The organism is Phormidesmis sp. 146-12 (genome assembly GCF_052939495.1).
In genome coordinates this window covers 1-23,345 of the sequence record NZ_JBJPHS010000093.1, presented here as the reverse complement: position 1 = coordinate 23,345, position 23,345 = coordinate 1, and the positions used below count along the sequence as shown (strand labels likewise).

Below are 23,345 nucleotides of genomic sequence, written 5' to 3'. Positions count from 1 at the left end.
TACATTGGCATTGATGTCAGTAAACGGACACTGGACGTTCATCTTCGCCCCTGTGTGCCACGTTACTGGCAAGTTTGCCAGAGTTGGGACAGTTGACGCACAAGCAGATCGCCACCTTAGTCGGAGTGGCCCCCCTGAACTATGACAGTGGTCAGATGAAGGGCAAGCGGCGGATCTTTGGCGGTCGTGCGCCCGTCAGGCAGGGGTTGTACCTGTCAGCTTTGGTTGCCGTTCGTTACAATCCGGTGTTGAAAGCGTTTTATAATCGCCTTCTCGATCGTGGCAAGTTAAAGAAAGTGGCTTTAGTCGCTTGTATGCACAAGTTGCTGACCATTCTTAATGCAATCGTGAAACAGGGCAAGGCTTGGCAGCCTCCTGCTGAAGAAGCCAGCCCTGAAAAAGTTGCGCTTCCGGCTTGACATTCAAGATAATCGCTAAATCCCCCAAATTTGGGGGACTTTGAACGAGAGAAAGTTCTAGAGTTCAAAGAAATTATGCTGATTCAAAGTCCCTCAGAATGGGGGATTTAGGGGGCGAAGCGCTCAATAACGAAGCGAAAAAACTCCATCGAATTCACGTTAAATTAGAACGAATCCTGAGCGACCCCTTGCGGGTAACTCGAAGCGACCCCTAGCGGGTAACTCGAAGAGATCGCCCTTCAAATACTACCCAAACAGTCCACCAAAAAACTCCACGGCTTCTTTGAGTGAGGTGATGAATACGTCAATCTCTTCGCGAGTGTTGTAGAAGTAGAGGCTGGCTCGTGCGGTCGATTGGGCTTTGAGATGGCGATGAAGCGGCTGGGTGCAGTGATGTCCCGCTCTGATGGCGACCCCTGCCTGATCCAAAATCGTAGACAAATCGTGGGGATGCACGTCTCCGGCGGTGAAGGCGGCTAATGCGGCTCGTCCACTTCCGTCTGCGTTGGGCTGAGGGCCATAGATGCGGATCTCAGGAATTTCGCTCAACTGTTGAAACAAGTAAGCATTGAGTTCTTCTTCGTAAGCGTGAATCTTGTCCATGCTGATCGCGCTCAAATAATCGACCGCCGCACCCAGTCCGATCGCTTCAGCAATCGCGGGCGTTCCGGCTTCAAATTTGTGGGGCAGATCGGCGTAAGTCGCGTGATCCAAAAACACATCGGCAATCATCTCGCCACCGCCCAAAAAGGGAGGCATCGATCGCAGCAGATCCAATTTGCCGTAGAGGAATCCAATTCCGGTCGGCGCACACATTTTATGACCCGAAGCAACGAGCCAATCACAGTCCATTTCTTGAACGTCGATCGCTATGTGCGGCACACTCTGACAGGCATCAATCAGCACTTTTGCACCGAATTTATGAGCCTCCGCGCAGATTTCTTTAACGGGATTAATGCATCCCAATGTATTCGAGACATGCACGATCGAAACAATCTTAGTCTTCTCCGACAGTAGCGATTTGAACTGCTCAAAGTCGAATTCTTCAGTCTCGGTCAACTCGACAAACTTCAGCACCGCGCCCGTTCTCTGTGCCAAAAGCTGCCAGGGAATCAGATTACTGTGATGCTCCATCACCGACAGAATGATCTCATCACCCTGATGCAGTGTCGAACCCCACGAATACGCCACTAAATTAATTGCTTCACTCGCGTTGCGGGTATAGACAATTTCCTGGCGAGAAGCCGCATTGATAAACGCAGCCACTTTGTCACGGGCACCTTCATAGCCATCCGTCGCACGCGAACTTAGCGTATGAACGCCTCGATGCACGTTGGCATTGTCGTTTTCGTAATAGTGCTGAATCGCATTGAGAACCGCGATCGGCTTCTGAGATGTGGCAGCATTATCCAAATAAACCAGCGGTTTGCCGTGAATTTCCTGATGGAGAATCGGAAACTCAGAGCGGACTTTGGCAGCGATTGTTTTTTCTTGGGTGATAGTCATCTTGAAAGGGATGAGGGATGAAAGAACTTTATAGATTTTGGGTGCGGATCAGGTCGGCTAGGGTTTTGCGGAGGGTGGCGATCGGGATCTCGTCAATCACTTCGATCGCGAAAGCGTAGGTTAGCAGTTTTTGAGCGTCGGTTTGGCTGAGTCCTCGACTCTGGAGGTAAAAAATCGCATCGTCTTCTAGCTGGCTGACCGTCGCACCGTGGGCGCATTTGACATTATCGGCAACAATTTCTAGCTGGGGCTTGGTGTCGATTCTGGCTTTGGGTGAGAGGAGAAGATTGCGGCTGAGTTGGGCTGCGTCCGTCAGTTGAGCCAGTTTGGGAACGAAGACTTTACCGTTAAAGATGGCATGAGCGCGATCGCCCACAATGCACTTGTTCACCTGATTACTTTTGCCGTGAGGCTTCGAGAAGGCAATCTTGCTGTGGGTGTCGCCGATTTGCTGACCATTCAACATGGTCAAACCATTCAGCGTCGTTTCGGTCTGTTCACCTGTCTGGTAAACCTCCAGATTGTGACGAGAAATCTGAGCGCCCATGCTGACTGCGGTACAACTGTAACGAGAATCTCGCGCCTGAGACACTGCCGTTTTGCCAATATGAAAGGCTGTTTCGCTGTCTCGCTGTACTCTAGTGTGCCGAACTTCCGCATTGTCTGCCAGCCAGATTTCCGTCACCGGATTGGTGAAATACACACCTTCGCCCAGCGTCACATACTCTTCAATTAAGGTAACCTGGCTACCTGTTTCAGCAATTACCAAAACGCGAGGATGACTGATTTTTGGCGTTTCGCTGGTCGTGGTCACAGACAGAATTTGGATCGGCGTTTCGACAACTTGATTTTTGGGAATGTAGACGATCGCGCCATCTTTCAAGCTTGCGGTATTCAATGCCGTAAACACTTCTTCTGATCCTGGCTGCATCGCCAAATAATCAGAAAGTGAAGGAATAAATTCCGCACCTGCGATCAAATTGCCAACCAAAACGCCATCAGGAAGATTATCGACAGCCGACAAGTCCGGAGCATAAAATCCATTCACAAACACCAACCGACTGTTAATTGTCTCGGGCAGCAAAAATAATTGGATTTCTGAAAAGCCAATGATCGCCAAATCTGCCGTCTCAAAACTCACCTTCAACAGCGCCGACAAATCGGTAAATCGCCATTCTTCATCGCGAGTGTTGGGAATCGCTAACTCTTGAACGATCGCGCTGGCTCGATCACGCACTTCATTCAACAATGCCAACTCAGAATTAGACCGCAGATTCAGCAAATTTGATAAGTAAGCAGAGCGATCAACTCTCGCTTTGAGCGTAGATTTTGCGGTGTCAGACAGGGTGGAAACTTCAATGGTCATCGCGCTGCTGCCTCCTCTTCACGCACCCAGTCATAGCCACGAGCTTCGAGTTCATAAGCCAATTCTTTGCCGCCTGTCGTGAGAATCCGGCCGCCTTCCATCACATGCACAAAGTCAGGAATAATGTAATCCAAAAGTCGTTGATAGTGCGTGATCACCAGTGTTGCATTGTCGGGTGATTTGAGTTCATTTACCCCATTGGCAACAATTTTTAGCGCATCAATATCCAGACCCGAATCAATCTCGTCGAGAATGCCTAACTTGGGTTCTAGCAATGCCATTTGTAGGATTTCGTTGCGCTTTTTCTCACCGCCTGAGAAGCCTTCATTCACACTACGACTGAGAAAAGAAGCATCCATTTTCAGCAGTTCGAGTTTAGACTGAACCAAGTCATCAAAGTCAAAAGCATCTAGTTCTTCCAGCCCTTCGTGCTTGCGTTTGGCATTATATGAGACGCGCAAAAAGTCTACATTGCTGACCCCAGGAATTTCGAGGGGATATTGGAAGGCGAGGAACACACCCGATTTGGCGCGATCGTCCGGTGCCATTTCCAATAAATCCTGTCCTCGAAAGGTCACTTCGCCGCCTGTGATTTCGTAAGCGGGATGCCCAGCCAAAATTTTGGATAAGGTACTTTTTCCCGATCCGTTTGGCCCCATGATCGCGTGAATTTCGCCTGCTTTAATTTCCAGATTCAAGCCTTTAAGAATCTGAGTCTCTTCTACATTTGCAGTTAAATTACTAACCGACAAAATCACTTCACTATTGTCACTGATCACACTCTGACCTCTCTAATTTCATCGCTCATTACAACTGACCCAACCGCTTCATAATTTGTAGAACTGAATATAGTTCATTCCCTTCATTCAAAATATTAAACCGATTAGACACCGCATACCGAGCAGGATTTTTTGACAGTTTGATAAAGCTAAAATCAAGTCCATTAGTTAACAGTCCAAAACAAGGTTTTTCGGGTTCTGGATCTGCCAACATATAAGAAAGCAGTTGAGCTAAACCCGCTTCAGGTGAGTAAGCAAACCCTTTAGACTCAATCACCAAAACCCAAAATCGCTCCTTTAAAACAATTAGATCAAGCTGACCGCGAATAATGACCCCTTCATCTTCACTGACAATTTCAGTTGATTGTTCTGTTCTAATGTGAAAGGGAGGCAGAAAGAAATCAGCCAGAAATAATAGAGGCGATAAGATAGAAATCTGAACCGCTTTCTCCAGGTAAGGAGGATACTGCATCAGGTTAAAAAAGCCTTCTCGAACTTTGTCTAAAAACTGCTTTTCCTGTTCATTGAGTTCAGACAAATCCTCATGCCATTCTGTGAAAAATTGTCGATCGCGTACCAGTTGCAGACCAAATTGGTCAATTAGATCGCGAATATTAATGGTTCTAGATTGTAGTATTTGAGTCATTGACGATCGACCTCACATCAGCATCATCCGAGCCACTTCTGGACTCTCAGGATTGACAATCAATCGTTCTCGCTTTGGATCGATAAACACGTCTAATCCTTCCATCGGGATCGCGCCTAACAAAACTTTAGTTGAGTCAGGAATCACCAGCGCTTCGACCAATGTACGTCGATTTTGAAAGCGAACCTCGATCGGCCCCACCACTTCAACCACGGCAATAGACCCACCTGCTAACTCGGCTTCGACATCTCGAACTTTCCTCAAATCCAGTTGCTCTTTGACAAACTCTGGAATAGCAAGCATGGTAGTACGGCGATCGACGATCGCACTCACATTACAGCGCCGAATCTGACTTTCTGAGCGATAGCCTTCATGCACCAGAGCCAGATCCGCCCCCCAAATCAGTTCAATGTCAGCCTGTACAACCATGCTTGTCTTACCCCACAGACCCTTCTAGTTTGAGGCTGAGGAGACGATCGGCTTCGACGGCAAACTCCATCGGCAGTTGGTTAAACACATCCTTACAGAATCCACTGATCATCATCGAGATCGCATCTTCAGGAGAAATGCCGCGCTGACTAAAGTAAAACAGTTGGTCTTCTCCAATCTTGGAAGTAGAGGCTTCGTGTTCAACTTTGCCTGTGTTGTTTTGCACCTGGATGTAGGGGAAGGTGTTGGCTTGAGCATTGTCGCCAATCAGCATTGAGTCACACTGCGAATAGTTGCGCGCGCCCTTAGCGTTGGGATTAATCTTTACCAAACCGCGATAGCTATTTTGCGATCGACCCGCCGAGATCCCTTTAGAAATAATCGTGCTGCGGGTGTTTTTGCCGACGTGGATCATCTTGGTTCCAGTATCGGCTTGCTGGCAGTTGTTGGTCAGCGCTACGGAGTAGAATTCGCCAACGGAATTATCGCCAATCAGCACACAGCTCGGATACTTCCAGGTGATGGCCGAACCCGTCTCAACCTGCGTCCAAGAGATTTTGGAATTCACGCCCTGACACAATCCGCGCTTGGTGACAAAGTTGTAGATGCCGCCTTTGCCATTTACGTCGCCTGCGTACCAGTTCTGAACAGTGGAATACTTGATTTCGGCATTGTCCAGCGCCACCAATTCTACAACTGCTGCGTGAAGTTGATTGGTGTCAAACATCGGAGCCGTGCAGCCTTCAAGATAGCTGACGTGACTACCTTCTTCGGCAACAATCAGCGTCCGTTCAAACTGCCCAGAGTCCCCATTATTAATGCGGAAGTAAGTAGACAACTCCATCGGGCACTTGACACCTTTGGGAATGTAAACAAACGACCCGTCACTAAACACAGCCGAATTGAGCGCTGCAAAATAGTTGTCCGCCACCGGAACGACGCTACCCAGATACTTTTTGATCAGATCGGGATGCTCTTTCACCGCTTCCGCAAACGAGCAGAAGATCACGCCCTCTTTCGCCAGCTTTTCTTTGAAGGTGGTGGCGATCGACACGCTATCAAAAATTGCATCCACGGCCACATTGCTCAACCGCTTTTGCTCAGACAGCGAAATCCCCAGCTTCTCAAACGTCGCCAGCATTTCGGGATCGACTTCTTCGAGGCTTTTCTTCTTTTCTTTGAGCTTGGGCGCAGAGTAGTAAACGATGTCTTGATAATCGATCGCCGGATACCCTACCTGGGCCCAATCTGGCTCGGTCATCTTTAACCACTGCCGATAGGCTTTAAGGCGAAACTCCAGCATAAACTCCGGCTCTTCTTTTTTAGCCGAAATCAACCGAACCATTTCTTCACTCAGCCCACGAGGAATCGTATCAGATTCGATATCCGTAACGAACCCATACCTATAAGGCTGATTAACCAGGTTTTGTACTGCACTCATCGATCGTGTTCTCTTTGTAGTGAGGAAGGGCAAGGGGGAAGGAAAGGGATGAAGGAGGAGGGATGAAAAAAATTGGCTCCCTCACCTCTAATGTCTAAGTGTTGGTCGTGGCACGAATTTCGTCGAAGGTAATTTCTTGCATCTCACCCGCAAAGTCGTTGTCTGGAGTCAAAAAGAGCATACAGTGACACTCTTTACGCTCTCGCATGGGGACACAAGGGCAGTTCCAATAAGCGGCGGCGACTTCGGCTTCTTTGTCTTCATAGTGACGACAGGGACAAAGGGGAGCGCCCAAGTCGTCTTTATGCTTGGCCAGTCCTTCGATCACGACGGCCGTCACACTCGAATCGACGCAAAAGTAAGTCTCAGTACGCTTGGCGTATTGCTCTGAAAAATGCCTCATGGCTTCGAGGCTTTTATCTGATGCTTGTGTGGTTTGGGTTTCTGTATTCATCTGTGTTTACGAGCCAGAACGACAGTACATCCGATAAATCTTATAATTAAAACAACACCTTTGTTGCTTAACTTCATTGTAAGATACTTTAGAAACAATGATGTTGTCAAAGTCGATTTTTTCGAGAGTATCTGAACTGTGCAAAACGTTTGACTTTTCCTGATTACAGGTCTTTCTCACTGGATTCTAGTCTTTTGTGCCCCCTAAATCCCCCATTCTGGGGGACTTCGAGCCGAGATTCTAGTTCAAAGTCCCCCAGAATTGGGGGATTTAGGGGGCGAAGACCTGGGCAACACAACTAGGATGCTCCCGTTCCTTCTACTGCCTCTTCTGCGATCGAGTGACCGTTACTTCTGGAACCTGGAATGACCACAACTCAACAACCCACGACGAAACAAGACATCCTGTACTACCTTTTGAAGCAGGTTCAGGCGACTGCCCAGGAATTGGCAGAGCAAGTGCAGGTGAGTCCGCAGGCGATTCGACGGCACCTCAAAGATCTGGAAGCCGAGGGGCTGATTTTGCATCAGACGGTGCAGACCAAGATGGGGCGACCCAGCCATGTCTATGAGTTGAGCCGAGAGGGGCGATCGCAGTTTCCCGATCGCTACGATGATTTTGCGGTTTCGCTCCTTGATACGCTGGCTGAGACGGTGGGGCGCGAGCAGGTGAGTACGATTCTCCGCAAACAGTGGGAGCGCAAAGGGTTAGAATATCGTCAGCGTTTGGGATCTGGCTCTTTGTCCGATCGGGTCGCTGGTCTAGTCGAGTTGCGTCGCACTGAAGGCTATATGGCAGAGTGTCACAAGGTCGAGTCAGATGAATCCACTCAGTTTATTTTGACTGAATATAATTGTGCGATTTCTCACATTGCCGAATCGTTTCCGAGCGTCTGTGGGCATGAGTTAGAAATGTTTGAACTGGCGCTGCAAGATTGTCGGGTCGATCGTACTCACTGGCTCGTCAACGGTGAACATCGCTGTGGTTATTTGATCCAAGCAAAATAATCAAAACTTTACACTATTTAGAGACTCAAAGAACTGGCTGAAACAGGAAGCGATGAATAACCATGAATAATGGATTGCAGCAAATATTAGATTCTTTTGATCAGTTGCCAGAGGTCGAAAAACAGCAGGTTGCTGTTGAGATTTTGCGACGGACAGCCAACTTAGACACTCCACTATCAGATGAGGCATTGATACTGAACGCTGAAGCGTTATTCTTGAGCCTTGACGAGTCCGAAAACGACCATGAGCAATATTCCAAGCCGAGGTGAAGTGTGGTTGGTCGATTTAGGTTATGTGGCTAAAGTGCGTCCTTGTCTAGCGATCAGTGTCCCTATCGAAGATCGCGATCGAGCCTTAGTAACTTTGGTTGCTCATACGACTCGTTCAAGAAACTCAAGGTTTGAGGTTGAAATTGCGGCAAGGTTTTTGAAATCTGGAGTTTTCGACGCTCAAAACCTGGTTACAGTCCCTTATGTGACGTTGATCAAGAAGTTAGGGGTGCTGACGCAAGAGCAATTATCGCAGGTCGAAGATGCAGTCTGTTTGTGGTTAGGTTTAGACTAATTGGTTAATGGTAAACATCGCTGCGGCTATTTAATTCAAGCAAAATGAATGTCTTACAGTGACTTTACGCTGAGAAGCGTCAAAAAAATGTTTGGATTGATGACGATCGAAGGGGGACGGTTTTTGCCTGAAACTCAGCCGATCGCTCCCAGCAGCTATCTTCAAGAAGCCTTGAATGAAGGGTTGCCATTAGCTATTGCTACCGGGTCAGAAAAAGCCCGATCGGAATTGCTGATCAGTCCTATTTTGGTTGAAGTGCGAAAACTGCTCGATCGTAAAGTCAGCCTATTTTCGGGCGAAGATTTTACGGTTGCTCCAGAATTGGGATTGAGCGGCGTTTGTGATTTTCTGATTAGTCGATCCACTGAGCAAGTTTTGATCGAAGCGCCTGCCATGATCGTGATTGAAGCTAAAAAAGGTGATTTCAAGCAGGGGTTAGGTCAGTGTGCAGCAGAAATGATTGCGGCTCAAAAGTTTAATGCAGCAAACGAGATTCTGATCCCGACGATTTACGGTAGCGTCACGAGCGGGACTGCCTGGCGATTGATGAAATTAGACGATCAGACGCTGACGATCGACCTTCACGATTACGCTATTCCACCCGTCGATCACTTGCTCGGAATGCTGGTCTGGATGGTACAACAAGGTTAGAGGGCAACAGACTTGTAGAGTGAATGGTCACAGAAACGCATGAAGTCGGACATTATTCTCATTGGCGCGATCGGGTCGGGTAAGTCTACGATCGGAGAGCTTTTGGCAAAGCGGCTTAACGTTCCACAACACTCAATGGACGATTTGAGATTAAACTACTACAAAGAAATTGGCTACGACGAGGAATTGGCTAAGAAGAAGCGGGCGACTCAAGGCTTGTGGGGAGTGTATCAATACTGGAAACCCTTTGAAGCTCATGCAGTTGAGCGGTTACTTTCAGAACACCAGCACTGCGTCATCGATTTTGGAGCAGGTCACTCTGTTTATGAAGACGATACTCTGTTCCAACGAGTTCAACAGATCTTGGCACCGTACTCAAACGTAATTCTCCTGTTGCCGTCTCCTGATCTGGATGAATCGGTGCAAATTCTCAATGAACGAAATGAGTACGTGTCAGATGGCAATCCAAATCTCAATGAACATCTCATCAGGCACCCCTCAAACTACAAGCTGGCCAAGTATGTCGTATACAGCAAGGGCAAGATGCCAGAAGAGATGTGTAATGAGATCCTAAACTTGATAACGTTTGACTAAACCTGATTACAGCAGAAAATTTAACGCTAAATTGAATGATGTCGATCGAGTTTGTTTATCACCATTAAAAAGCTTCTATGGAATCGAATACAGAATTTTTAACGCCCGAAGAATGTGCTGAAGTAGACAAAGCACTGCTGACTTCACGCGACAAATTTATGACGAGAGTGGCAATTTATTCACTACGATCGCTCAAACAAATCGCCCAACAATCCGGACAAGCGATCGCCGATCTACAAAATTCACAAATTGCCGAATGGGTTGCCAACGACCCCAGTTTGCAGCAGGGCCTTGACGAAAATTTCAAAGGCTTTTTTACGCAACTGACGATCGCCGCGCTCAAACCGTTAAATCAGTCGGCAGCAGAATCAGGGGTGGCGATCGAAGACCTCACCGTTCCGCAAGTCGTCTCCTGGTTTGAGCAAGAAGCAAAACGTCGCTTTGAGCAAGGACTATAAAAATTTTAATAAAAGTCTTAAGTATCATCCGTGTTTTCCTGATAACACAACTGAAACCTGTATCAATGTATACTGGCTTAGTTGCAGCAAGCAATGCAACGATCGTCACCATTGATTCAGCACAGACGACACGTTAGACATGACAAAACAAACAGATCAGTCAAACGCTAGAGAATTGTTTCAAACACAATCTCTGCAATGCTGTGGTGATCAATTAACAACCGAGCAGAGTAATTCCTTTGATTCTGAAAACAAACCTAATTATCGAAGGCTACAAACCTTACTTCAAGCAGGCAATTGGAAGGAAGCAGACTACGAAACTTATCTAGCGATGCTGCGAGCGATCGGCTACTCAGAAGGAACTTGGATGCGACCTCAAGACTTAGATTGCTTTCCCTGCCAGGATCTGTGCCTGATCGATCGCCTGTGGGTTGAGTGGAGCGATCAACGATTTGGTTTCAGCATTCAACAGCGCATCTGGCACCAAGTTGGACAAGACTATCAAGTGTTTGGCGATCGAGTCGGCTGGCGCGTTGAGGGTCGCTGGATTGCTTATGACCATTTGACGTTTCGATCGTCCGCCCCTTTGGGACACTTTCCCTCTGGTTGGGTCAAAGACTGTAATTTAGAATCCTGTGTGGGGGGTTGCGGCTATGTGGGGTTTGAAGATCTGTTCGATCGTCTGGAGGCTTGTAGCGATTCACTAATTTGCACCTGATCGAAACTTACTCTTTAAAGAGTCAAGTGTGATAGCTGCGGCAACCAATATTATTGGCAAACCTGCCTGTAGTGAATGAAGTGGCAACGGGAGCAAAATTGCCTGAAAGAACCGAGCAACTTCTAGGCAAGTCCTTGGTAATGTAATACCAACTTGATTTTTCTGCGGCATCTTCCCTAATAAAGGTGGGATTTTCTAGTTCTCCACCTTGACCAGGAGGGGTTGAGGGAGTCCAAGGAGCTGTTGCACGTAAACAATCGTTTGGCATAAGACTCAATCCCGTTGCACAGCGACCCCTTGCGGGTAACGCGAAGAGAACGATCGCAGCGCGTCAAGCAGACCTTACTGAATCGCTTTCATCAAAAACTCTGCAATCTCAATCAGTTCAGATTTGTTGAACACTTCTAGCAAGGTTCTGGCGGCGGCTCTTGGCTCTAAAGGAATCGACACCTGCTGTTTAGGCGCGGATTGTCTTCCGGGTTGGGCAGAGGTTTTTTGAGGTGCAGAGGGTTGAGGCGCAGAGGGTTGAGGCGCAGAGACTAGGGGCACAGATTTGGGAGCCTGGGCAGGGACAATCAGCTTCTGTAAATTTTGACTCGCTAAAATCTCATCGACTCGGCCCGATACCAATAGATCGCTGGCTTGCTTGAGATCTCGAATCACGATCGGAGCCAACACCCCATAGGAATTTTTGGGCACAGTGATCGCCCGTTGCGCGATTTGTAAAACCATCACCCAGGATTTTGTCGTCGCATTGACCTGCATCAACCGATTACACAACCCTACAAGCTGCTGGCGACTTTTGGGCGAGTCTGCCTGTCTAAACAGGTGCAGCATTGCCTTAAGAATTGCATTGATCTGAGCCGTCGTATTAGACGCAAGTGCAGCTTTGCCAGACCCCTTCGCTTCTGCTTTCATCAGGGCGTGGAGATATTTCTGCAACTCGGTAAAGGTCGGCTCCGACGCAATCACCGCCTGTTGAGCCTCTTCTTCGCGCAGACCAAACGGCCCCTGTAGCGACTCGATGAGCGCTTTGAGCGTATCAAACCCCTTCAAAAAGAGGTCTTCTAGCTTGGAGTCGATCTTGACCGGATGCTCTTTGAGATGTTTGAAGCAGTCTTCAAAATGGTGGGCGGTTCTTTGGATGCTGTCAAACCCCAACATAGCTGCCCCGCCCTTGACTGAGTGAGCCGCTCGAAAGAGTTCATTCACCCGTTCTGAGTCAGACATGGTGGCTTGAAGATTAACCAGTCCTTGCTCGATCGTGTCCAGGTGTTCTTTCGCTTCTTCGATAAAATAGCCGAGTATTTGCTGTTGCTTGACTGATTGCACTGCCCTGCTCCTGGCGTAACGAGTCGTGTTAAATGAGCGCAAAGGATGAGAATTGGTTCCTTGTACTGAGTGTTCCCAGATACTAAGAGAACGGCACGAAGTATCGAGATGAGATTGGCGAAGACAAGCCGGCCCAACGGCTACCCCACTGCTCAAAATGTTAGATCCAATTGAAATTAAATTCCTCGAAAATTTCACCCTGGCGATCGACAACTGCCATCTTGATCAAAGCCGTCGTCCACGTTTCTTAAGGTCAGTTCGATGAAATCTTGCATTGCGGTTACCCACTTAGACAGCCCCCTAAACCAGTTAGCGAGGACGTTTGAACCGCGAACTTGGTCTGGAAACCGCCCAGAATTGGAGGTAGAAGCTCTGAATCTCGAAGCAAAAAAACTTTGTCAAACCCACATTTTTTAAGATTTCTGCTGCTTATCCCGAAAAGCATTGCTCAGAAGCGAACCATTTAAGATCAGGGTGAACGATTCTGATTGCAGTTTGAGACTTTGATGTAAATTGGGAGCAACCTGTTAAAGGCTCTGACGTGGACTCGCTCAGACTGGTTTAGCTTAACCCAAAATCGATCAAAGCTCTCGATCGACCTCCAAGCTGACTAGAAGGTGAGGCCCGTGCTTTGCAAAAAAAATCTTATGTCAAATTCCTCTTACTTCAAGAAGTTCTCTCAATGAATCAGCCGAACCTTCTAGAACTCGCCCGGCAAGGAGATGCCAACGCGATCGCCGCTTTGATGAATGCAGTTCTAGAACCGAAAGGAATCACCGCCAAAGCAAGTTTAGAGAACGGCTGTTTGTCTGTTTTTTTGGAGTCTGCAAAGACGCTCAATCAGCAGACGATGATGACCTTTATCCGGCGGGGGATTTTAGAACTGGGCACAGATGCGATTCAAACGGTCAAAGCTTCGGGACACAAAATTGGAGCGCGTTCTTTCTCGTGGGTCGAAGAATTTGAGGTGCATCCGGTGGTGCTGCCAAAAACTCAGGTGGTCAGTCTAGAAAAAGAGGTTGAGGAGACTCAAGCGGTTGACGAGTCAGAGGAGTTTGCAGCAACGATCGAGCAAGAGGTGAGCGACGATCGTCCGAGTCTCACGGTTTATCTCAAGGCTTATCTTGTTCCGACGCTGTTGGTGATTGTGGTGGCCTTTTTTGGCGGCGGTTTTGTGGCGCTAATTTCAACCTCAAAGTCGGGAAATCAAACCTCAGAGGGCGAGTCAGACCGTTCTTTTGCGGGCAGTCCGTCGCAGCCCCGATCGCCCCAACAAAAACAGCAGGCTGCCGAGAAGTACATTAAAGCCATGACGCAGGCTCAAGAGAAATTTTATGCTCAAAACAAGCGATTTGCCAGCACGCTAGAAGAATTGGAGCGATCAGCTAATCTGATTTCACAAAGTTATGACTACACGTATCGCTCCAGAGTTTTGAATACCAATCGCGCTCAGGTGACGGCCGTTCCTAAACAAGCAGGCTTGAGCAGCTTTGTCGGAACTGTGATAGTGACCAGAGGCCAGACAACCCGTATCGTCTGCAAAACAAATCAGCCGACGATCGATGCGCCCCCCATGCCCGAATTTTCTCAAAATCAACTGAAATGTCAGCCTTCGTCTTCTGAAGTGCCGTAAGTCAGGACGGAAAGACAAGGGGAAAAGTTGTGAATAGAAAAACGCCCACCGTCAGGAGGGCCAAAACGCCCTGGATCAGATTGCCAATCAGCGAACCAACGACGATGCCTACTCCGGCTTTGATGGCGATCGTGATGTCTTTGCGGTAGAGAAATTCGCCAACAATTGCGCCCACCAGCGGCCCGATGAGAATGCCGATAATCACGCCAATCGGGCCACTGATCGGAATCGTGGGTAAAAATCCCAAAATGCCAAGAATGAAGCCAACGATCGAGCCAATTTGTCCCCAGTTGCTTGCGCCTGCCTTCTTTGCACCCCAATAGGTTGCCAGAAAATCAATGCCAAGACTACACAGGAGAACGACGATCGCCACACTGAGGGCAATTGCGACGCTGCTAAAGCCGTTGACGGCTCCCCAAATCACAATGCCTGCCACAATCAAACTTGTCCCCGGAATGCCAGGAACCACCGCGCCGACGATGCCCACAACCATCAGGGCAACCAGTGACCAATAGAGAACAACCATGAGTCTATTTTGTAAAGCTGGCTAGTTGAGAATGTTGCTTTCCGCGAATACTCTCAGGGTAGCTTATCAGCGGTCTGCCAGGGCTTGTCCCACGGGGGTAATCCGAAAAACAAGGGCAAGATCATCTTGATAAATCAGTTCAAATGCTTGGGGTTGGCTGGTCAGAGATTGAAGGTCAGCGGGAACTGCGCGAGTAAAGGGATCGAGGCTGATGGCGATGTAGTTGGGTTTAGCGTCTCGAATTACTTTCAGTCCGTTTTGGTATTTCCAATTCAATGAATCAAGCTGATACACGACACGATTACTAAAGGGAAATCCATAAAGTCCGTAGGGTCGCAATCCAATCGAATAAATAACTGTATTCGTGAGATTTTTCTGCACCCATTCGTAGACTTTACTAGGCTTTTCTCCGACTGGAAAGAAGATACCATCGTATCCAGGAAGCCCGATCGCAGGCTGATAAGAAAGCAGTTGAGAAGTTAATAAAATTGCGCCAATGAGGTTGATTCCAGTTAAAAACAGGGCGGTCGATCGTCGCTTTTGAGACGTGTGTAGTCGGTCTAGAGAAAGCTGTTTTGTCCAGTTATTTAACCACTGAGCGATAAAATACAAACTCAAAATAAGAGTGACTGGAATGATTACAGCACTGTAGCGAATTTGAATTAAAAATAGCTGTCGATCGCCGATCAAAAATCCTGCTCCGCTGGGGGTGAGAATCAAGGCAAACAGAGCGATCGAGTTGAGTCCGGCGAGTAATTTTAAATTGAGCGAATGAGTCAGCGGCTTGAATGTGGAGCGCGCGATCGTCACCGCAGTCATGCCCACACTCAATAGAAAAAAGACAAGTGAGAAATTAAGTTGATAAAGGGCTGGATTAAATAGGTTTTTAGCAAGGCTCAACCCAACCGCCACTTCTAAAAAATCAGGCGATAACGTCCCAGCTTGAATTAAGTTTCTAAAGTACCAAAATCCACCCATTAATAGGGCTGGCAGAATGATGAAGCTTGATTCCAATCCTTTAGATTTTTGTGGATTGGATGGGAAGAAACGAGCGAAAAATAAGCATAAGAATCCGACGAGATAAAAAAGTCCATTGGGCTTGGTGCCGATCGCGAATCCCAAGCTAATTCCTGTTGACAAAAGCCAGCCTTTTCGATGTTCTGTTTGGCTTGCCTGCTGTAACGACCAGATTGCCACTAATAACCAAAAGGCAAGGGTAATGTCATTTCGCCCAAAATCAACCAGCATTTCCTGAAGCGGAGGAAATAACAGGCAGCCTACCCAAAGTAGTAGAGTCCAACAGCCCAATTCAAACGGGGTTTTGTTGGGTAAAACTGACTTGAGCAGTAGCGTGGACGCGAGAAGAACTCCCAGGCTAATTGAAGCGGCCGTCATGCCCAGGAGACTATCTGATTTGAGGGGTAAAAAACTCCAAATCTGTAATAATTCATTGCCTCCAGGGTAGCCGCCAAAGGTTCCTTTGAGATCCCACAAACTGCCTGTTTGCAAATAGTTCAAAACATTGGGTAAGTGATAGCTAACGACATCCCAACTGAGTGGATGAACTCGAAAAATCTGGATCAGCCATTCTGATAGAAATGGATAGAGCGGAATGAAAAGAATGAGCGCGATCGCCCCCAAGACAATCGTTCCAAACTGGCTAATTTGAATGGGGTTAGCTTGATCAATTTCTTCAATAGATTTTGCTCTTTTATATAGCTTTCTGCTAACTAGAAGTGAAACTAGTCCTGCTAAAATCGCTCCTAAACAAAGGCTAATTGGATTCAAAAAATTGAGAATTCCTAAAACTAATTCAACGACGCTAATTTGAATCAAAAATAAGTATAAATAAGCCAACGCACCAGAAACAGGCTGATATCGAAAAACCCAACTTGCTGTAAACCAGGCAGGCAGAGAGAGCGCGATACAGGCAAGCAAAAAAGAGAAGTTAGCAAGCATGACTTTTATGGCTGAATGCACATAACAAAGTTTACAGCCGATCGCTGGTTTCACTAAATATTCAATTAACATCAATTCGATGAAGTTTTTTCGCTGCGTTGTTTAGCGCTTCTGCCTCTCAACCCCTCAACTTTGGGAAATTTTTAGATCAGAGCCCCAGTTCAAAGTCCCTGACTTGTGGGGGATTTAGGGGGCTGCCCAGATTAATGACCGTAGCGAAAGATTTCATCAAATTCACGTTTAATCAAGCGACTTCTAAATGCTGACTGAGCGTATTATCGAGTTTTTCAGCGATCGCTGCCACCCAGTTTTCGTCCTGTTTGGTGTAGCTGCGTGGAGCATTTGCGCCCAAAATTAGCACGCCATCGGTGCCGATCGGTTGACAAATCACTCCTTGGGTGTTTTCGGGCAGGTAATCAAACTCAATTCGTCCGGGGTAGACGCTGAGAGCCACCAGATACACAGGTTTATGTTTGTCTAGCACACGCTGTAAAATGGCTCCTGGCTTCACTTCTGAGTTGGGACTGAGAATTCCTCGCCGGAGTAAAACTTGATTTTTGTAGAGAATGACGATCGACTTAGTAACTGTATTCGTCAGCAGCAAATGAGACGACCAGGCAAGCTCAGTTTTGATGGAATCAGGCAGATCAGGCGCAAGCTCAAACCCTTCTTCACCAACAAGTTGAACGCTTTCTGGAGTTCTCGGCTGTACTTGCTGCCACAGCAGACCTGTCAAAATCAAAACGGCACTAATGATCACACACAGCGCATCCGATCGCGCCTGAGAATCTGTCAAAGTCGGTGTAAAAAAGCGGTTGGTGAGCAGTAAAATGCCTGCTATCACGCCTACGACGATCGGCATCTGCCGCAGAACTTCATTTTGGTCGGGTTTTGCCATTGGTCAACACTCGAAGCGCTCTATTCCCATTCTTAACATCTTGACAGGAGACGCGGCTTGCTGGAACTCTTTAGCTCTGGATTGGTTTCTCTTTGGCTAAACATGGCAGGAATGCCAGATACATTTAACCCTTTGGAGGCAAACGTTCAAGAACTCCCCTGGCTGACGAATGCCTCTGATCCCGCTGCCGATCGGGTGTTGAAACAGTACCTCAAACAGCTTGAAAGTCAGGGATTAAGCCATACGACGCAAGGGATCTGGTTTCAATCAGGTTCGACTTTATTAGCCAGCAACCAGGGAACGACTGCTCTACCCGCCGCCTCTCTGACCAAAATTGCTACCTCGTTAGCGGCTCTACAAACCTGGGGCACCGATCACCAGTTTGAAACATTGATTACGGCGACTGGCACGATCGAGAACGGCGTTCTAAAAGGCGATTTGGTGATTCAAGGCGGTGGTGATCCCCGGTTTGTGTTTGAGGAAGCGATCGCGCTTGGCAACGCACTCAATAAAATCGGCATCACTCGCATCGCGGGTAATTTGCTCGTCACACACAACTTCATGATGAGTTTCAATGATGATCCTGTGGAGTCAGGCAAATTGCTCAAACAGGCGCTCTCTCCCAAAGATTGGGACGAAGATGCTATTTACGAATATGCCTTACTACCTGAAGGAACGCGCAAACCAACGGTGAAGATCGCGGGTACCGTTCGTCAGATCTCCAGCGCAAAAGTTGAAACGACCCCCAAGCAAACTTTATTGATGCGGCACCGATCGCTGCCTTTAATCGATCTGCTCAAAGACATGAATATTCACAGCAATAATGAGATGTCTCAAATGCTGGCAGACAATTTGGGAGGCGTTTCGGCGACGATTCAGAAAGCGATGACGACGGCCGAGATTCCTCCTCAAGAGATTCAGTTAGTGAATGGGTCGGGACTGAGTACGGCAAATCGAATTTCTCCTCATGCGGCTTGTGCGATGTTGGCGGCGATCGACCGCTATCTTCACCCGCGCAATTTGACGATCGCCGATCTCTTTCCGGTTTCTGGTATTGATAGCTGGGATACGACCCTCGAAGGTCGCGAGATTCCTCAAGCAGCAGTCGTCAAGACGGGAACGTTGAATGAGGTGAGTGCTTTGGCGGGCGTATTGCCGACGCGCGATCGCGGCTATGTCTGGTTTGCTATCATCAATCGCGGCACTGACATTTCTAATCTGCGAAAACAACAGGATGTTTTGCTGCAAACGTTGCAAAAACAGTGGGGTGGTCAGGCGGTTGGGGTGAAAGCGATCGAGCCAAGTTCCTGGATTGGGACGCGGCAAGCAACGCTAGGAGCCTCTGTGCGAAACGAAATTGTGTATGGGGGTTAGCTACCAATAAGGCGGAAGCGGCAAATAGTTGACTGCATTCTCGCAGATGAGTGGTTGGCTGTATTACTGAATGATTTGAGTGCGATTGGCTTTGAATTAGTTAAATCTTTGGATAAACCCCAGTTGCCGACGTTAGAGAAATTAGTCAAGCAACCCAGTTAGAATGTTGACCAGCATTTCTAACGCTTTGGGGACGCGATATGGCTTTATCCCAAATCCACTAGTTACTGATACAGATCCTCGCCCCCTAAATCCCCCAGTTTGGGGGACTTTGAAACGGCTTCCCTGATAGGTTCTTTTCAAATCTGAGAGATAGAAATCGGTTAATTAACTGATTTTTTATGAGTATCATTTGTTGGTTGATTTGGTATAAGGTCAATTTGCGATCGACGGACGCTCAAACTCAGAATTCTCTCACCTTGGGCACTAAATTCATTAGAATGAATCAGAAAATCTGTCTAGCATTGTTGAAGGCGTAATTTATACTGACTTATCTTGCGATGCACCCATGACTCAGCCTCCTCATCCACCGCCCCATCAGCCGCCACAGTCGCGTAAATCAAAAACCATTCTTGGCAGTCTGACGCAAGCGGTACAGACGATCGCCAAAATCAACTTTACCAGGCTCAAGCTCAAACCCAATGCCAGAGTGCCGGAGTTGTTGGTACAGGATGCAGATGCTTCTAAGGCAGAAGCGTATCCCTTGTTGGGCGATCGCTATCTGCTGGGGCGCAGTTCTAAATCCTGTGACATTGTGGTGCGAAATCCGGTCGTCAGTCAGGTGCATGTCTCTCTGCATCGGGAAAAACGGCGCAAATTTTTGGGGTTGCCAACGCGCACTCACTTTCAAATCAGGGACGAAAATTCGACCAACGGTATTTATCGCGGCAAGCGCAGACTCCAGACCAAAACGCTTTACGACGGTGATATTCTCTCACTGGGGCCACCAGAGTTAGCCGCCGCCGTCCGCTTGCAGTACAAAGATCCGGCTCCCTGGTACATCAAAGCCATTCGCTACGGGCTGTATGGGGTCAGTGGAGTGACGGCAATTACGGTCGCAGCGATCGGCATTGAGTGGCAAAAGTTTTCCGTCTATCCTCTGCCAGTCTCGGTGCAAGGGCCGACGATCGTTTACTCCAGAGAAGGGCAAACCCTGCGGACTCCGCGCACTCAGCGTCATACAGAATTGGGTCAAGTTCGAGAATTTTCACCCTATTTGCCCAAAGCGCTGTTGGCTTCTGAAGATACGCGCTATTACTGGCATTTGGGCGTTGACCCGATCGGCACTGCTAGAGCCTTTGTGACCAATATTCGCGGCGGTGAAATTCGTGAGGGAGGCAGTACGATCACTCAGCAGCTAGCGCGCAATCTTGTCCCAGATTACGTAGGTCGTCAAGATTCGGCCGCCCGCAAGCTCCGCGAAGCAGCCGTCGCCCTCAAGCTGGAGACGGTTTATAGTAAAGAATTTTTGCTGCTGACTTATCTCAATCGGGTGTATCTAGGCAGTGGCACCTATGGATTTGAAGATGCTGCCCAGTTTTATTTTGGCAAGTCTGCTAAAGATCTCACCCTTTCAGAATCGGCAACCCTGACGGGGATTTTGCCAGCGCCCAACAGCTTCAACCCAGTTCGCAACTATCAGGCGGCGATCGACTACCGCGATCGCGTCATCAGTCGCATGGCCGAGCAAGGCATGGTTTCGCAAGAAGAAGCCCAACGGGCCCGACGATCGCGCATTGACATCAGTCCCGCCGCCCGTGAAGAGCTAAAGAGTACGATCGCGCCCTACTACTACAGCCACGTCTTTGACGAATTAGAACAACTGCTGGGTAAACAACTGGCTCAAGAAGGCAATTTCATCGTCCAAACCGGGCTGGATGTCAAAATGCAGTCCAAAGCCGAAGCTGCCCTACAAAATGCTGTTGTCACGAATGGGGCCAGCGCGGGCTACTCGCAAGGGGCGATGGTGACGATCGACTCCAAAACGGGCGAAGTGCGAGCGATGGTCGGCGGCGTTGACTATCAAGAAAGCCAGTTTAATCGGGCGACTCAGGCCGAGCGTCAACCCGGATCGACCTTCAAAATTTTTAGCTACACCACCGCGATCGAGCAGGGCATTTCTCCCAACAACTCTTATTCTTGTGCCCCATTAAACTGGAGCGGTCAATATTTTGAGGGCTGTGGGGGCGGCAGTCTGGATATGTATACGGGGGTGGCGCGGTCGGAAAACGTGATTGCCTTGCGAGTGGCTCAAGAAGTTGGGTTGGATAAAGTGATTCAAACGGCGCAGCGGATGGGCATTCAGTCCAAACTCAAGGCGGTTCCGGGACTCGTTTTGGGACAAAGTGAAGTGACCCCGCTGGAGTTGACCGGAGCCTTTGGCGTGTTGGCCAATCAGGGGATTCGCAGTCGTCCGCGTACCATCAGGCGGATTTTGGATAGTGGTGATTGTAGCGATCGCCGAGATCTCAATACCTGCCGCGTTATTTATTCTGCTGATCAAGATGGCAACAATCAGGTCAAAGTTTTGGAGCCTGAAGTGGCTGATACGATGACGACTATTTTGCAGGGGGTTGTCCAAAGCGGGACAGGTAGAAGCGCGGCGCTAGGTCTTGGAGAAGCAGGCAAGACGGGCACCACTAACGACAACGTTGACCTCTGGTTTGTTGGCTACATTCCTAACGGGGGACTCGTCACAGGAGTCTGGCTGGGCAATGACAATAACACGCCCACAGGAGGCAACAGTGGTCAAGCGGCTCAACTTTGGGGAAATTACATGCGACAGGTGGTGCGATAGAAGCTTGGTGCAGTTTCAGCCCTGGTACTACTCCATACAGTTTACCTTAACAATTCATCCCTCAATAGGGTGATGTTCTCAAGTCAAAGCCTCCTCTCGCAAAAAAACTGTTAGATTGTTGCAGGACGATCGTGTAATTGTTCGTTTTGCTGATCGTCAGTTTGATGGAGCTTTTGACTTTGTTGCTTTATTCTGCTGCCTAATTTAACGCGCCATTCTGGAAAACTTTGAGACAGAACTTTTGATTCAAAGTCTTTCACAGCGGGGATTTAGGGAGCCAGCAAACAAAGTGAGCAGCCTCATCGAACTCACGGTTATTTAGCTTTCCATGTATTCTTAGACTCATTTTCAACGTCTATCTGATGACAGATTGTTCAAAATCTCTCGCAAACCTTTAATGATTGAATGAGGAAGAGCAATGGGCGAGCGTGCGATCTGAGGAAGGGCTGAACGCGAGACAAATCTGTGTTGGATAGTTCCTCGTGCGATCGCTCAAAGTCCTTGTCGATTTATGCCAAATTAGCAATCATCTCAAACCAACAAAAAAAGCTATGACTTGGGTGCAATCGCCAGAATTAGGGTCAAGTTTAATCGTTTCGAGTGAAAGACGGGTTAATGCCCTGCCTGCAACCCCTGAACCATTGTTTAAAGTGATCCCGCCTGAGCGAGTTGGCGTGGACGGTGAGTATGACCATAGTGGGTTAGCAAAACGGGTCAGCCTAGCTTTTTGTGAGCAGTTTGAGGCTAAAGACCTCGATCGCCTACGAGTCACTCAACGCGGTAGGGTGGTCGTTCTGATAGGTAGGGTTTTTGATCAGCAGATTTTGACTCAACTGGTAGATGTTGCTCTTGAAGTATATGGCACTGCAACCGTCGAAATCCAGGGCGTGAAGGTTGATCAGCATAGAGACTCGCCAAAAGTATCGCCCAAACAAGAGAGTCGTTGAAAGATGAGGTGAGCGATCGCCTACATTATTTCAAACTCACTGCCATAAAGCTGCAAAAGATCACAGGTTTCGTGATCGGTGATGTTGGTATCGCTGAGTTCTAAATTGTAGAAATCAATGTGGTCTGTATCAAAATAAGGGCCGGCGTGCCAAGTGCCTACGTCTAGCTTGATAAAGCAGTTGCCGGGAATGCGAAAGGCTTGAATTTCTTGGAGCTTTGGCTGGCTAGTGTTTTGAGGAGGCGCAACGGCTATTAGCCATTCTTTGCCTTCTAGAGAGCCGAGGCATTGGGTGCATTGCGTGTGGCGCGTGATCCGATGAAACGTTCGTCCGCGCTGGTGTAACCGCATGATATAAAACCGGGGAATCCCATTCTCAAGCTGGAGTTGAGCATCTTCGGCATCATAGGATTTTCCGTCTTGAGCAGCCTGGATCACTTGACCATAAGGGCGAAAGTTTTCAGAGGTGATCCAGGTAGCGGGGAGGGGATGGGGAGGCATGGGAGGGATGAGGGATGAGGGATGAGGGATGAAGAACTGTAGTTTTTGATGTTGGATTTCTTATGTTTATTTAACGTTAGTTGAATGATTTTTGAATAATTTTTACTTTGGTAGGCTGTCTTTTTGTTTTCCAATTCTCTAGTTTTGAGGAATTTTGAGATTTCTAGTTCCAAGTCTTTTACTAGAGAGCGTTTCTACATTGGCAACCCTTGTGGCTATCTCGAAGCGTATGCAGCAAACTTTGTTGAATTCACATTTATTCATCGGTCTACAACTATTTATCGGTCTACAACCAATCCCTGCTTGACTGACAAAACTCAGGAAAGCGAGAAAGGAAGCTAGGAGGG

Annotated in this window: 23 protein-coding genes and 1 pseudogene; 12 read left to right on the top strand and 12 right to left on the bottom strand. The window is 48.0% G+C overall.

The features are described 5' to 3' along the window. Positions 1-32: 32 nt before the first annotated feature. A pseudogene (locus ACKFKF_RS27245) lies at positions 33-419 on the top strand (transposase); the annotation flags it as partial. 246 nt (positions 420-665) lie between these two features. On the opposite strand, the gene ACKFKF_RS27240 reads toward ACKFKF_RS27245, so the two are convergent. The 7 genes from ACKFKF_RS27240 to ACKFKF_RS27210 all read right to left on the bottom strand — a co-directional run bounded on the left by ACKFKF_RS27240 (position 666) and on the right by ACKFKF_RS27210 (position 7,040). Then, positions 666-1,925, bottom strand: a complete 1,260-nt coding sequence (locus tag ACKFKF_RS27240; RefSeq protein WP_446870516.1) for a SufS family cysteine desulfurase — start codon at positions 1,923-1,925, stop codon at positions 666-668. Positions 1,926-1,953: 28 nt separating this feature from the next. After that, positions 1,954-3,291, bottom strand: a complete 1,338-nt coding sequence (sufD, locus tag ACKFKF_RS27235) for a Fe-S cluster assembly protein SufD (protein WP_446870515.1) — start codon at positions 3,289-3,291, stop codon at positions 1,954-1,956. Then, a complete protein-coding gene (sufC, locus tag ACKFKF_RS27230; RefSeq protein WP_446870514.1) occupies positions 3,288-4,070 on the bottom strand; it encodes a Fe-S cluster assembly ATPase SufC in 783 nt (260 codons plus the stop codon). The genes sufD and sufC overlap by 4 nt, the downstream gene beginning before the upstream one ends. Positions 4,071-4,098: 28 nt before the next feature. Further along, the gene (locus ACKFKF_RS27225; RefSeq protein WP_446870513.1) at positions 4,099-4,716 is read right to left on the bottom strand and encodes a restriction endonuclease subunit R; all 618 of its coding nucleotides are present in this window, start codon (positions 4,714-4,716) and stop codon (positions 4,099-4,101) included. Positions 4,717-4,728: 12 nt separating this feature from the next. Further along, positions 4,729-5,145, bottom strand: a complete 417-nt coding sequence (locus tag ACKFKF_RS27220; protein ID WP_446870512.1) for a hypothetical protein — start codon at positions 5,143-5,145, stop codon at positions 4,729-4,731. A gap of 7 nt (positions 5,146-5,152) precedes the next feature. Next, positions 5,153-6,586, bottom strand: a complete 1,434-nt coding sequence (gene sufB / locus ACKFKF_RS27215; RefSeq protein ID WP_446870511.1) for a Fe-S cluster assembly protein SufB — start codon at positions 6,584-6,586, stop codon at positions 5,153-5,155. 94 nt (positions 6,587-6,680) lie between these two features. After that, positions 6,681-7,040 (bottom strand): ferredoxin thioredoxin reductase catalytic beta subunit, encoded by a 360-nt coding sequence (locus tag ACKFKF_RS27210; protein WP_446870510.1) that lies wholly within the window; start codon positions 7,038-7,040, stop codon positions 6,681-6,683. A gap of 365 nt (positions 7,041-7,405) precedes the next feature. Here ACKFKF_RS27210 and sufR point away from each other — a divergent pair, with 365 nt between their 5' ends. The 7 genes from sufR to ACKFKF_RS27175 all read left to right on the top strand — a co-directional run bounded on the left by sufR (position 7,406) and on the right by ACKFKF_RS27175 (position 11,032). Next, positions 7,406-8,047, top strand: coding sequence for an iron-sulfur cluster biosynthesis transcriptional regulator SufR (sufR, locus tag ACKFKF_RS27205; protein ID WP_446870509.1), 642 nt, complete (start codon positions 7,406-7,408; stop codon positions 8,045-8,047). A gap of 62 nt (positions 8,048-8,109) precedes the next feature. Continuing rightward, a complete protein-coding gene (locus tag ACKFKF_RS27200) occupies positions 8,110-8,316 on the top strand; it encodes a hypothetical protein (protein WP_446870508.1) in 207 nt (68 codons plus the stop codon). Beyond that, positions 8,291-8,611 carry a type II toxin-antitoxin system PemK/MazF family toxin gene (locus ACKFKF_RS27195; RefSeq protein WP_446870507.1) on the top strand — a complete coding sequence of 107 codons (321 nt, stop codon included), beginning with the start codon at positions 8,291-8,293 and terminating at the stop codon, positions 8,609-8,611. Before ACKFKF_RS27200 ends, ACKFKF_RS27195 begins: the two co-directional genes overlap by 26 nt. 48 nt (positions 8,612-8,659) lie before the next feature. Beyond that, positions 8,660-9,262 carry a hypothetical protein gene (locus ACKFKF_RS27190; RefSeq protein WP_446870506.1) on the top strand — a complete coding sequence of 201 codons (603 nt, stop codon included), beginning with the start codon at positions 8,660-8,662 and terminating at the stop codon, positions 9,260-9,262. A gap of 39 nt (positions 9,263-9,301) precedes the next feature. Beyond that, positions 9,302-9,856: a shikimate kinase gene (locus ACKFKF_RS27185; protein ID WP_446870505.1), complete on the top strand. Its 555-nt coding sequence runs from the start codon at positions 9,302-9,304 to the stop codon at positions 9,854-9,856. A gap of 77 nt (positions 9,857-9,933) precedes the next feature. Further along, a complete protein-coding gene (locus tag ACKFKF_RS27180) occupies positions 9,934-10,314 on the top strand; it encodes a hypothetical protein (RefSeq protein WP_446870504.1) in 381 nt (126 codons plus the stop codon). Between the two features lie 139 nt (positions 10,315-10,453). After that, the gene (locus ACKFKF_RS27175; RefSeq protein ID WP_446860699.1) at positions 10,454-11,032 is read left to right on the top strand and encodes a GUN4 domain-containing protein; all 579 of its coding nucleotides are present in this window, start codon (positions 10,454-10,456) and stop codon (positions 11,030-11,032) included. A gap of 342 nt (positions 11,033-11,374) precedes the next feature. On the opposite strand, the gene ACKFKF_RS27170 is transcribed toward ACKFKF_RS27175, so the two are convergent. Beyond that, positions 11,375-12,364 carry an Hpt domain-containing protein gene (locus ACKFKF_RS27170; protein ID WP_446870503.1) on the bottom strand — a complete coding sequence of 330 codons (990 nt, stop codon included), beginning with the start codon at positions 12,362-12,364 and terminating at the stop codon, positions 11,375-11,377. A 682-nt stretch (positions 12,365-13,046) separates the two neighbouring features. Between ACKFKF_RS27170 and ACKFKF_RS27165 the strand changes: the two genes are divergently transcribed. Next, complete coding sequence (locus tag ACKFKF_RS27165) at positions 13,047-13,997, top strand: type IV pilin-like G/H family protein (RefSeq protein WP_446870502.1); 951 nt, start codon at positions 13,047-13,049, stop codon at positions 13,995-13,997. Between the two features lies 1 nt (position 13,998). Here the strand turns inward: ACKFKF_RS27165 and ACKFKF_RS27160 are convergent, their stop codons facing one another. The 3 genes from ACKFKF_RS27160 to ACKFKF_RS27150 form a co-directional block, all read right to left on the bottom strand. Beyond that, positions 13,999-14,523 carry a DUF456 domain-containing protein gene (locus ACKFKF_RS27160; RefSeq protein WP_446870501.1) on the bottom strand — a complete coding sequence of 175 codons (525 nt, stop codon included), beginning with the start codon at positions 14,521-14,523 and terminating at the stop codon, positions 13,999-14,001. 66 nt (positions 14,524-14,589) lie between these two features. Continuing rightward, positions 14,590-16,554, bottom strand: coding sequence for a phospholipid carrier-dependent glycosyltransferase (locus ACKFKF_RS27155; protein WP_446870500.1), 1,965 nt, complete (start codon positions 16,552-16,554; stop codon positions 14,590-14,592). Positions 16,555-16,726: 172 nt separating this feature from the next. Next, positions 16,727-17,380 carry a cofactor assembly of complex C subunit B gene (locus tag ACKFKF_RS27150; protein ID WP_446860694.1) on the bottom strand — a complete coding sequence of 218 codons (654 nt, stop codon included), beginning with the start codon at positions 17,378-17,380 and terminating at the stop codon, positions 16,727-16,729. Positions 17,381-17,437: 57 nt separating this feature from the next. Here ACKFKF_RS27150 and ACKFKF_RS27145 point away from each other — a divergent pair, with 57 nt between their 5' ends. From ACKFKF_RS27145 to ACKFKF_RS27135, 3 genes are all read left to right on the top strand, one after another. Then, positions 17,438-18,754 (top strand): D-alanyl-D-alanine carboxypeptidase, encoded by a 1,317-nt coding sequence (locus ACKFKF_RS27145; RefSeq protein ID WP_446870499.1) that lies wholly within the window; start codon positions 17,438-17,440, stop codon positions 18,752-18,754. Positions 18,755-19,262: 508 nt separating this feature from the next. Beyond that, a complete protein-coding gene (locus tag ACKFKF_RS27140; RefSeq protein WP_446870498.1) occupies positions 19,263-21,551 on the top strand; it encodes a PBP1A family penicillin-binding protein in 2,289 nt (762 codons plus the stop codon). A gap of 551 nt (positions 21,552-22,102) precedes the next feature. Continuing rightward, positions 22,103-22,498: a hypothetical protein gene (locus ACKFKF_RS27135; RefSeq protein WP_446870497.1), complete on the top strand. Its 396-nt coding sequence runs from the start codon at positions 22,103-22,105 to the stop codon at positions 22,496-22,498. A gap of 20 nt (positions 22,499-22,518) precedes the next feature. On the opposite strand, the gene ACKFKF_RS27130 is transcribed toward ACKFKF_RS27135, so the two are convergent. Beyond that, complete coding sequence (locus ACKFKF_RS27130; RefSeq protein WP_446870496.1) at positions 22,519-22,998, bottom strand: ureidoglycolate lyase; 480 nt, start codon at positions 22,996-22,998, stop codon at positions 22,519-22,521. Between the last annotated feature and the right edge of the window lie 347 nt (positions 22,999-23,345).

Excerpts from the sequence above, each read along its gene's own strand:
- ACKFKF_RS27180 (WP_446870504.1), top strand. The coding sequence starts at position 9,934 with ATGGAATCGAATACAGAATTTTTAACGCCCGAAGAATGTGCTGAAGTA.
- ACKFKF_RS27200 (WP_446870508.1), top strand. The coding sequence starts at position 8,110 with ATGAATAATGGATTGCAGCAAATATTAGATTCTTTTGATCAGTTGCCA.
- ACKFKF_RS27210 (WP_446870510.1), bottom strand. The coding sequence starts at position 7,040 with ATGAATACAGAAACCCAAACCACACAAGCATCAGATAAAAGCCTCGAA.
- ACKFKF_RS27160 (WP_446870501.1), bottom strand. The coding sequence starts at position 14,523 with ATGGTTGTTCTCTATTGGTCACTGGTTGCCCTGATGGTTGTGGGCATC.
- ACKFKF_RS27175 (WP_446860699.1), top strand. The coding sequence starts at position 10,454 with ATGACAAAACAAACAGATCAGTCAAACGCTAGAGAATTGTTTCAAACA.
- sufB (WP_446870511.1), bottom strand. The coding sequence starts at position 6,586 with ATGAGTGCAGTACAAAACCTGGTTAATCAGCCTTATAGGTATGGGTTC.
- ACKFKF_RS27140 (WP_446870498.1), top strand. The coding sequence starts at position 19,263 with ATGACTCAGCCTCCTCATCCACCGCCCCATCAGCCGCCACAGTCGCGT.
- ACKFKF_RS27185 (WP_446870505.1), top strand. The coding sequence starts at position 9,302 with ATGAAGTCGGACATTATTCTCATTGGCGCGATCGGGTCGGGTAAGTCT.
- ACKFKF_RS27195 (WP_446870507.1), top strand. The coding sequence starts at position 8,291 with ATGAGCAATATTCCAAGCCGAGGTGAAGTGTGGTTGGTCGATTTAGGT.
- sufD (WP_446870515.1), bottom strand. The coding sequence starts at position 3,291 with ATGACCATTGAAGTTTCCACCCTGTCTGACACCGCAAAATCTACGCTC.
- ACKFKF_RS27155 (WP_446870500.1), bottom strand. The coding sequence starts at position 16,554 with ATGTTAATTGAATATTTAGTGAAACCAGCGATCGGCTGTAAACTTTGT.
- ACKFKF_RS27190 (WP_446870506.1), top strand. The coding sequence starts at position 8,660 with ATGTCTTACAGTGACTTTACGCTGAGAAGCGTCAAAAAAATGTTTGGA.
- ACKFKF_RS27130 (WP_446870496.1), bottom strand. The coding sequence starts at position 22,998 with ATGCCTCCCCATCCCCTCCCCGCTACCTGGATCACCTCTGAAAACTTT.
- ACKFKF_RS27150 (WP_446860694.1), bottom strand. The coding sequence starts at position 17,380 with ATGGCAAAACCCGACCAAAATGAAGTTCTGCGGCAGATGCCGATCGTC.
- sufR (WP_446870509.1), top strand. The coding sequence starts at position 7,406 with ATGACCACAACTCAACAACCCACGACGAAACAAGACATCCTGTACTAC.
- ACKFKF_RS27165 (WP_446870502.1), top strand. The coding sequence starts at position 13,047 with ATGAATCAGCCGAACCTTCTAGAACTCGCCCGGCAAGGAGATGCCAAC.
- ACKFKF_RS27135 (WP_446870497.1), top strand. The coding sequence starts at position 22,103 with ATGACTTGGGTGCAATCGCCAGAATTAGGGTCAAGTTTAATCGTTTCG.
- ACKFKF_RS27225 (WP_446870513.1), bottom strand. The coding sequence starts at position 4,716 with ATGACTCAAATACTACAATCTAGAACCATTAATATTCGCGATCTAATT.
- ACKFKF_RS27240 (WP_446870516.1), bottom strand. The coding sequence starts at position 1,925 with ATGACTATCACCCAAGAAAAAACAATCGCTGCCAAAGTCCGCTCTGAG.
- ACKFKF_RS27220 (WP_446870512.1), bottom strand. The coding sequence starts at position 5,145 with ATGGTTGTACAGGCTGACATTGAACTGATTTGGGGGGCGGATCTGGCT.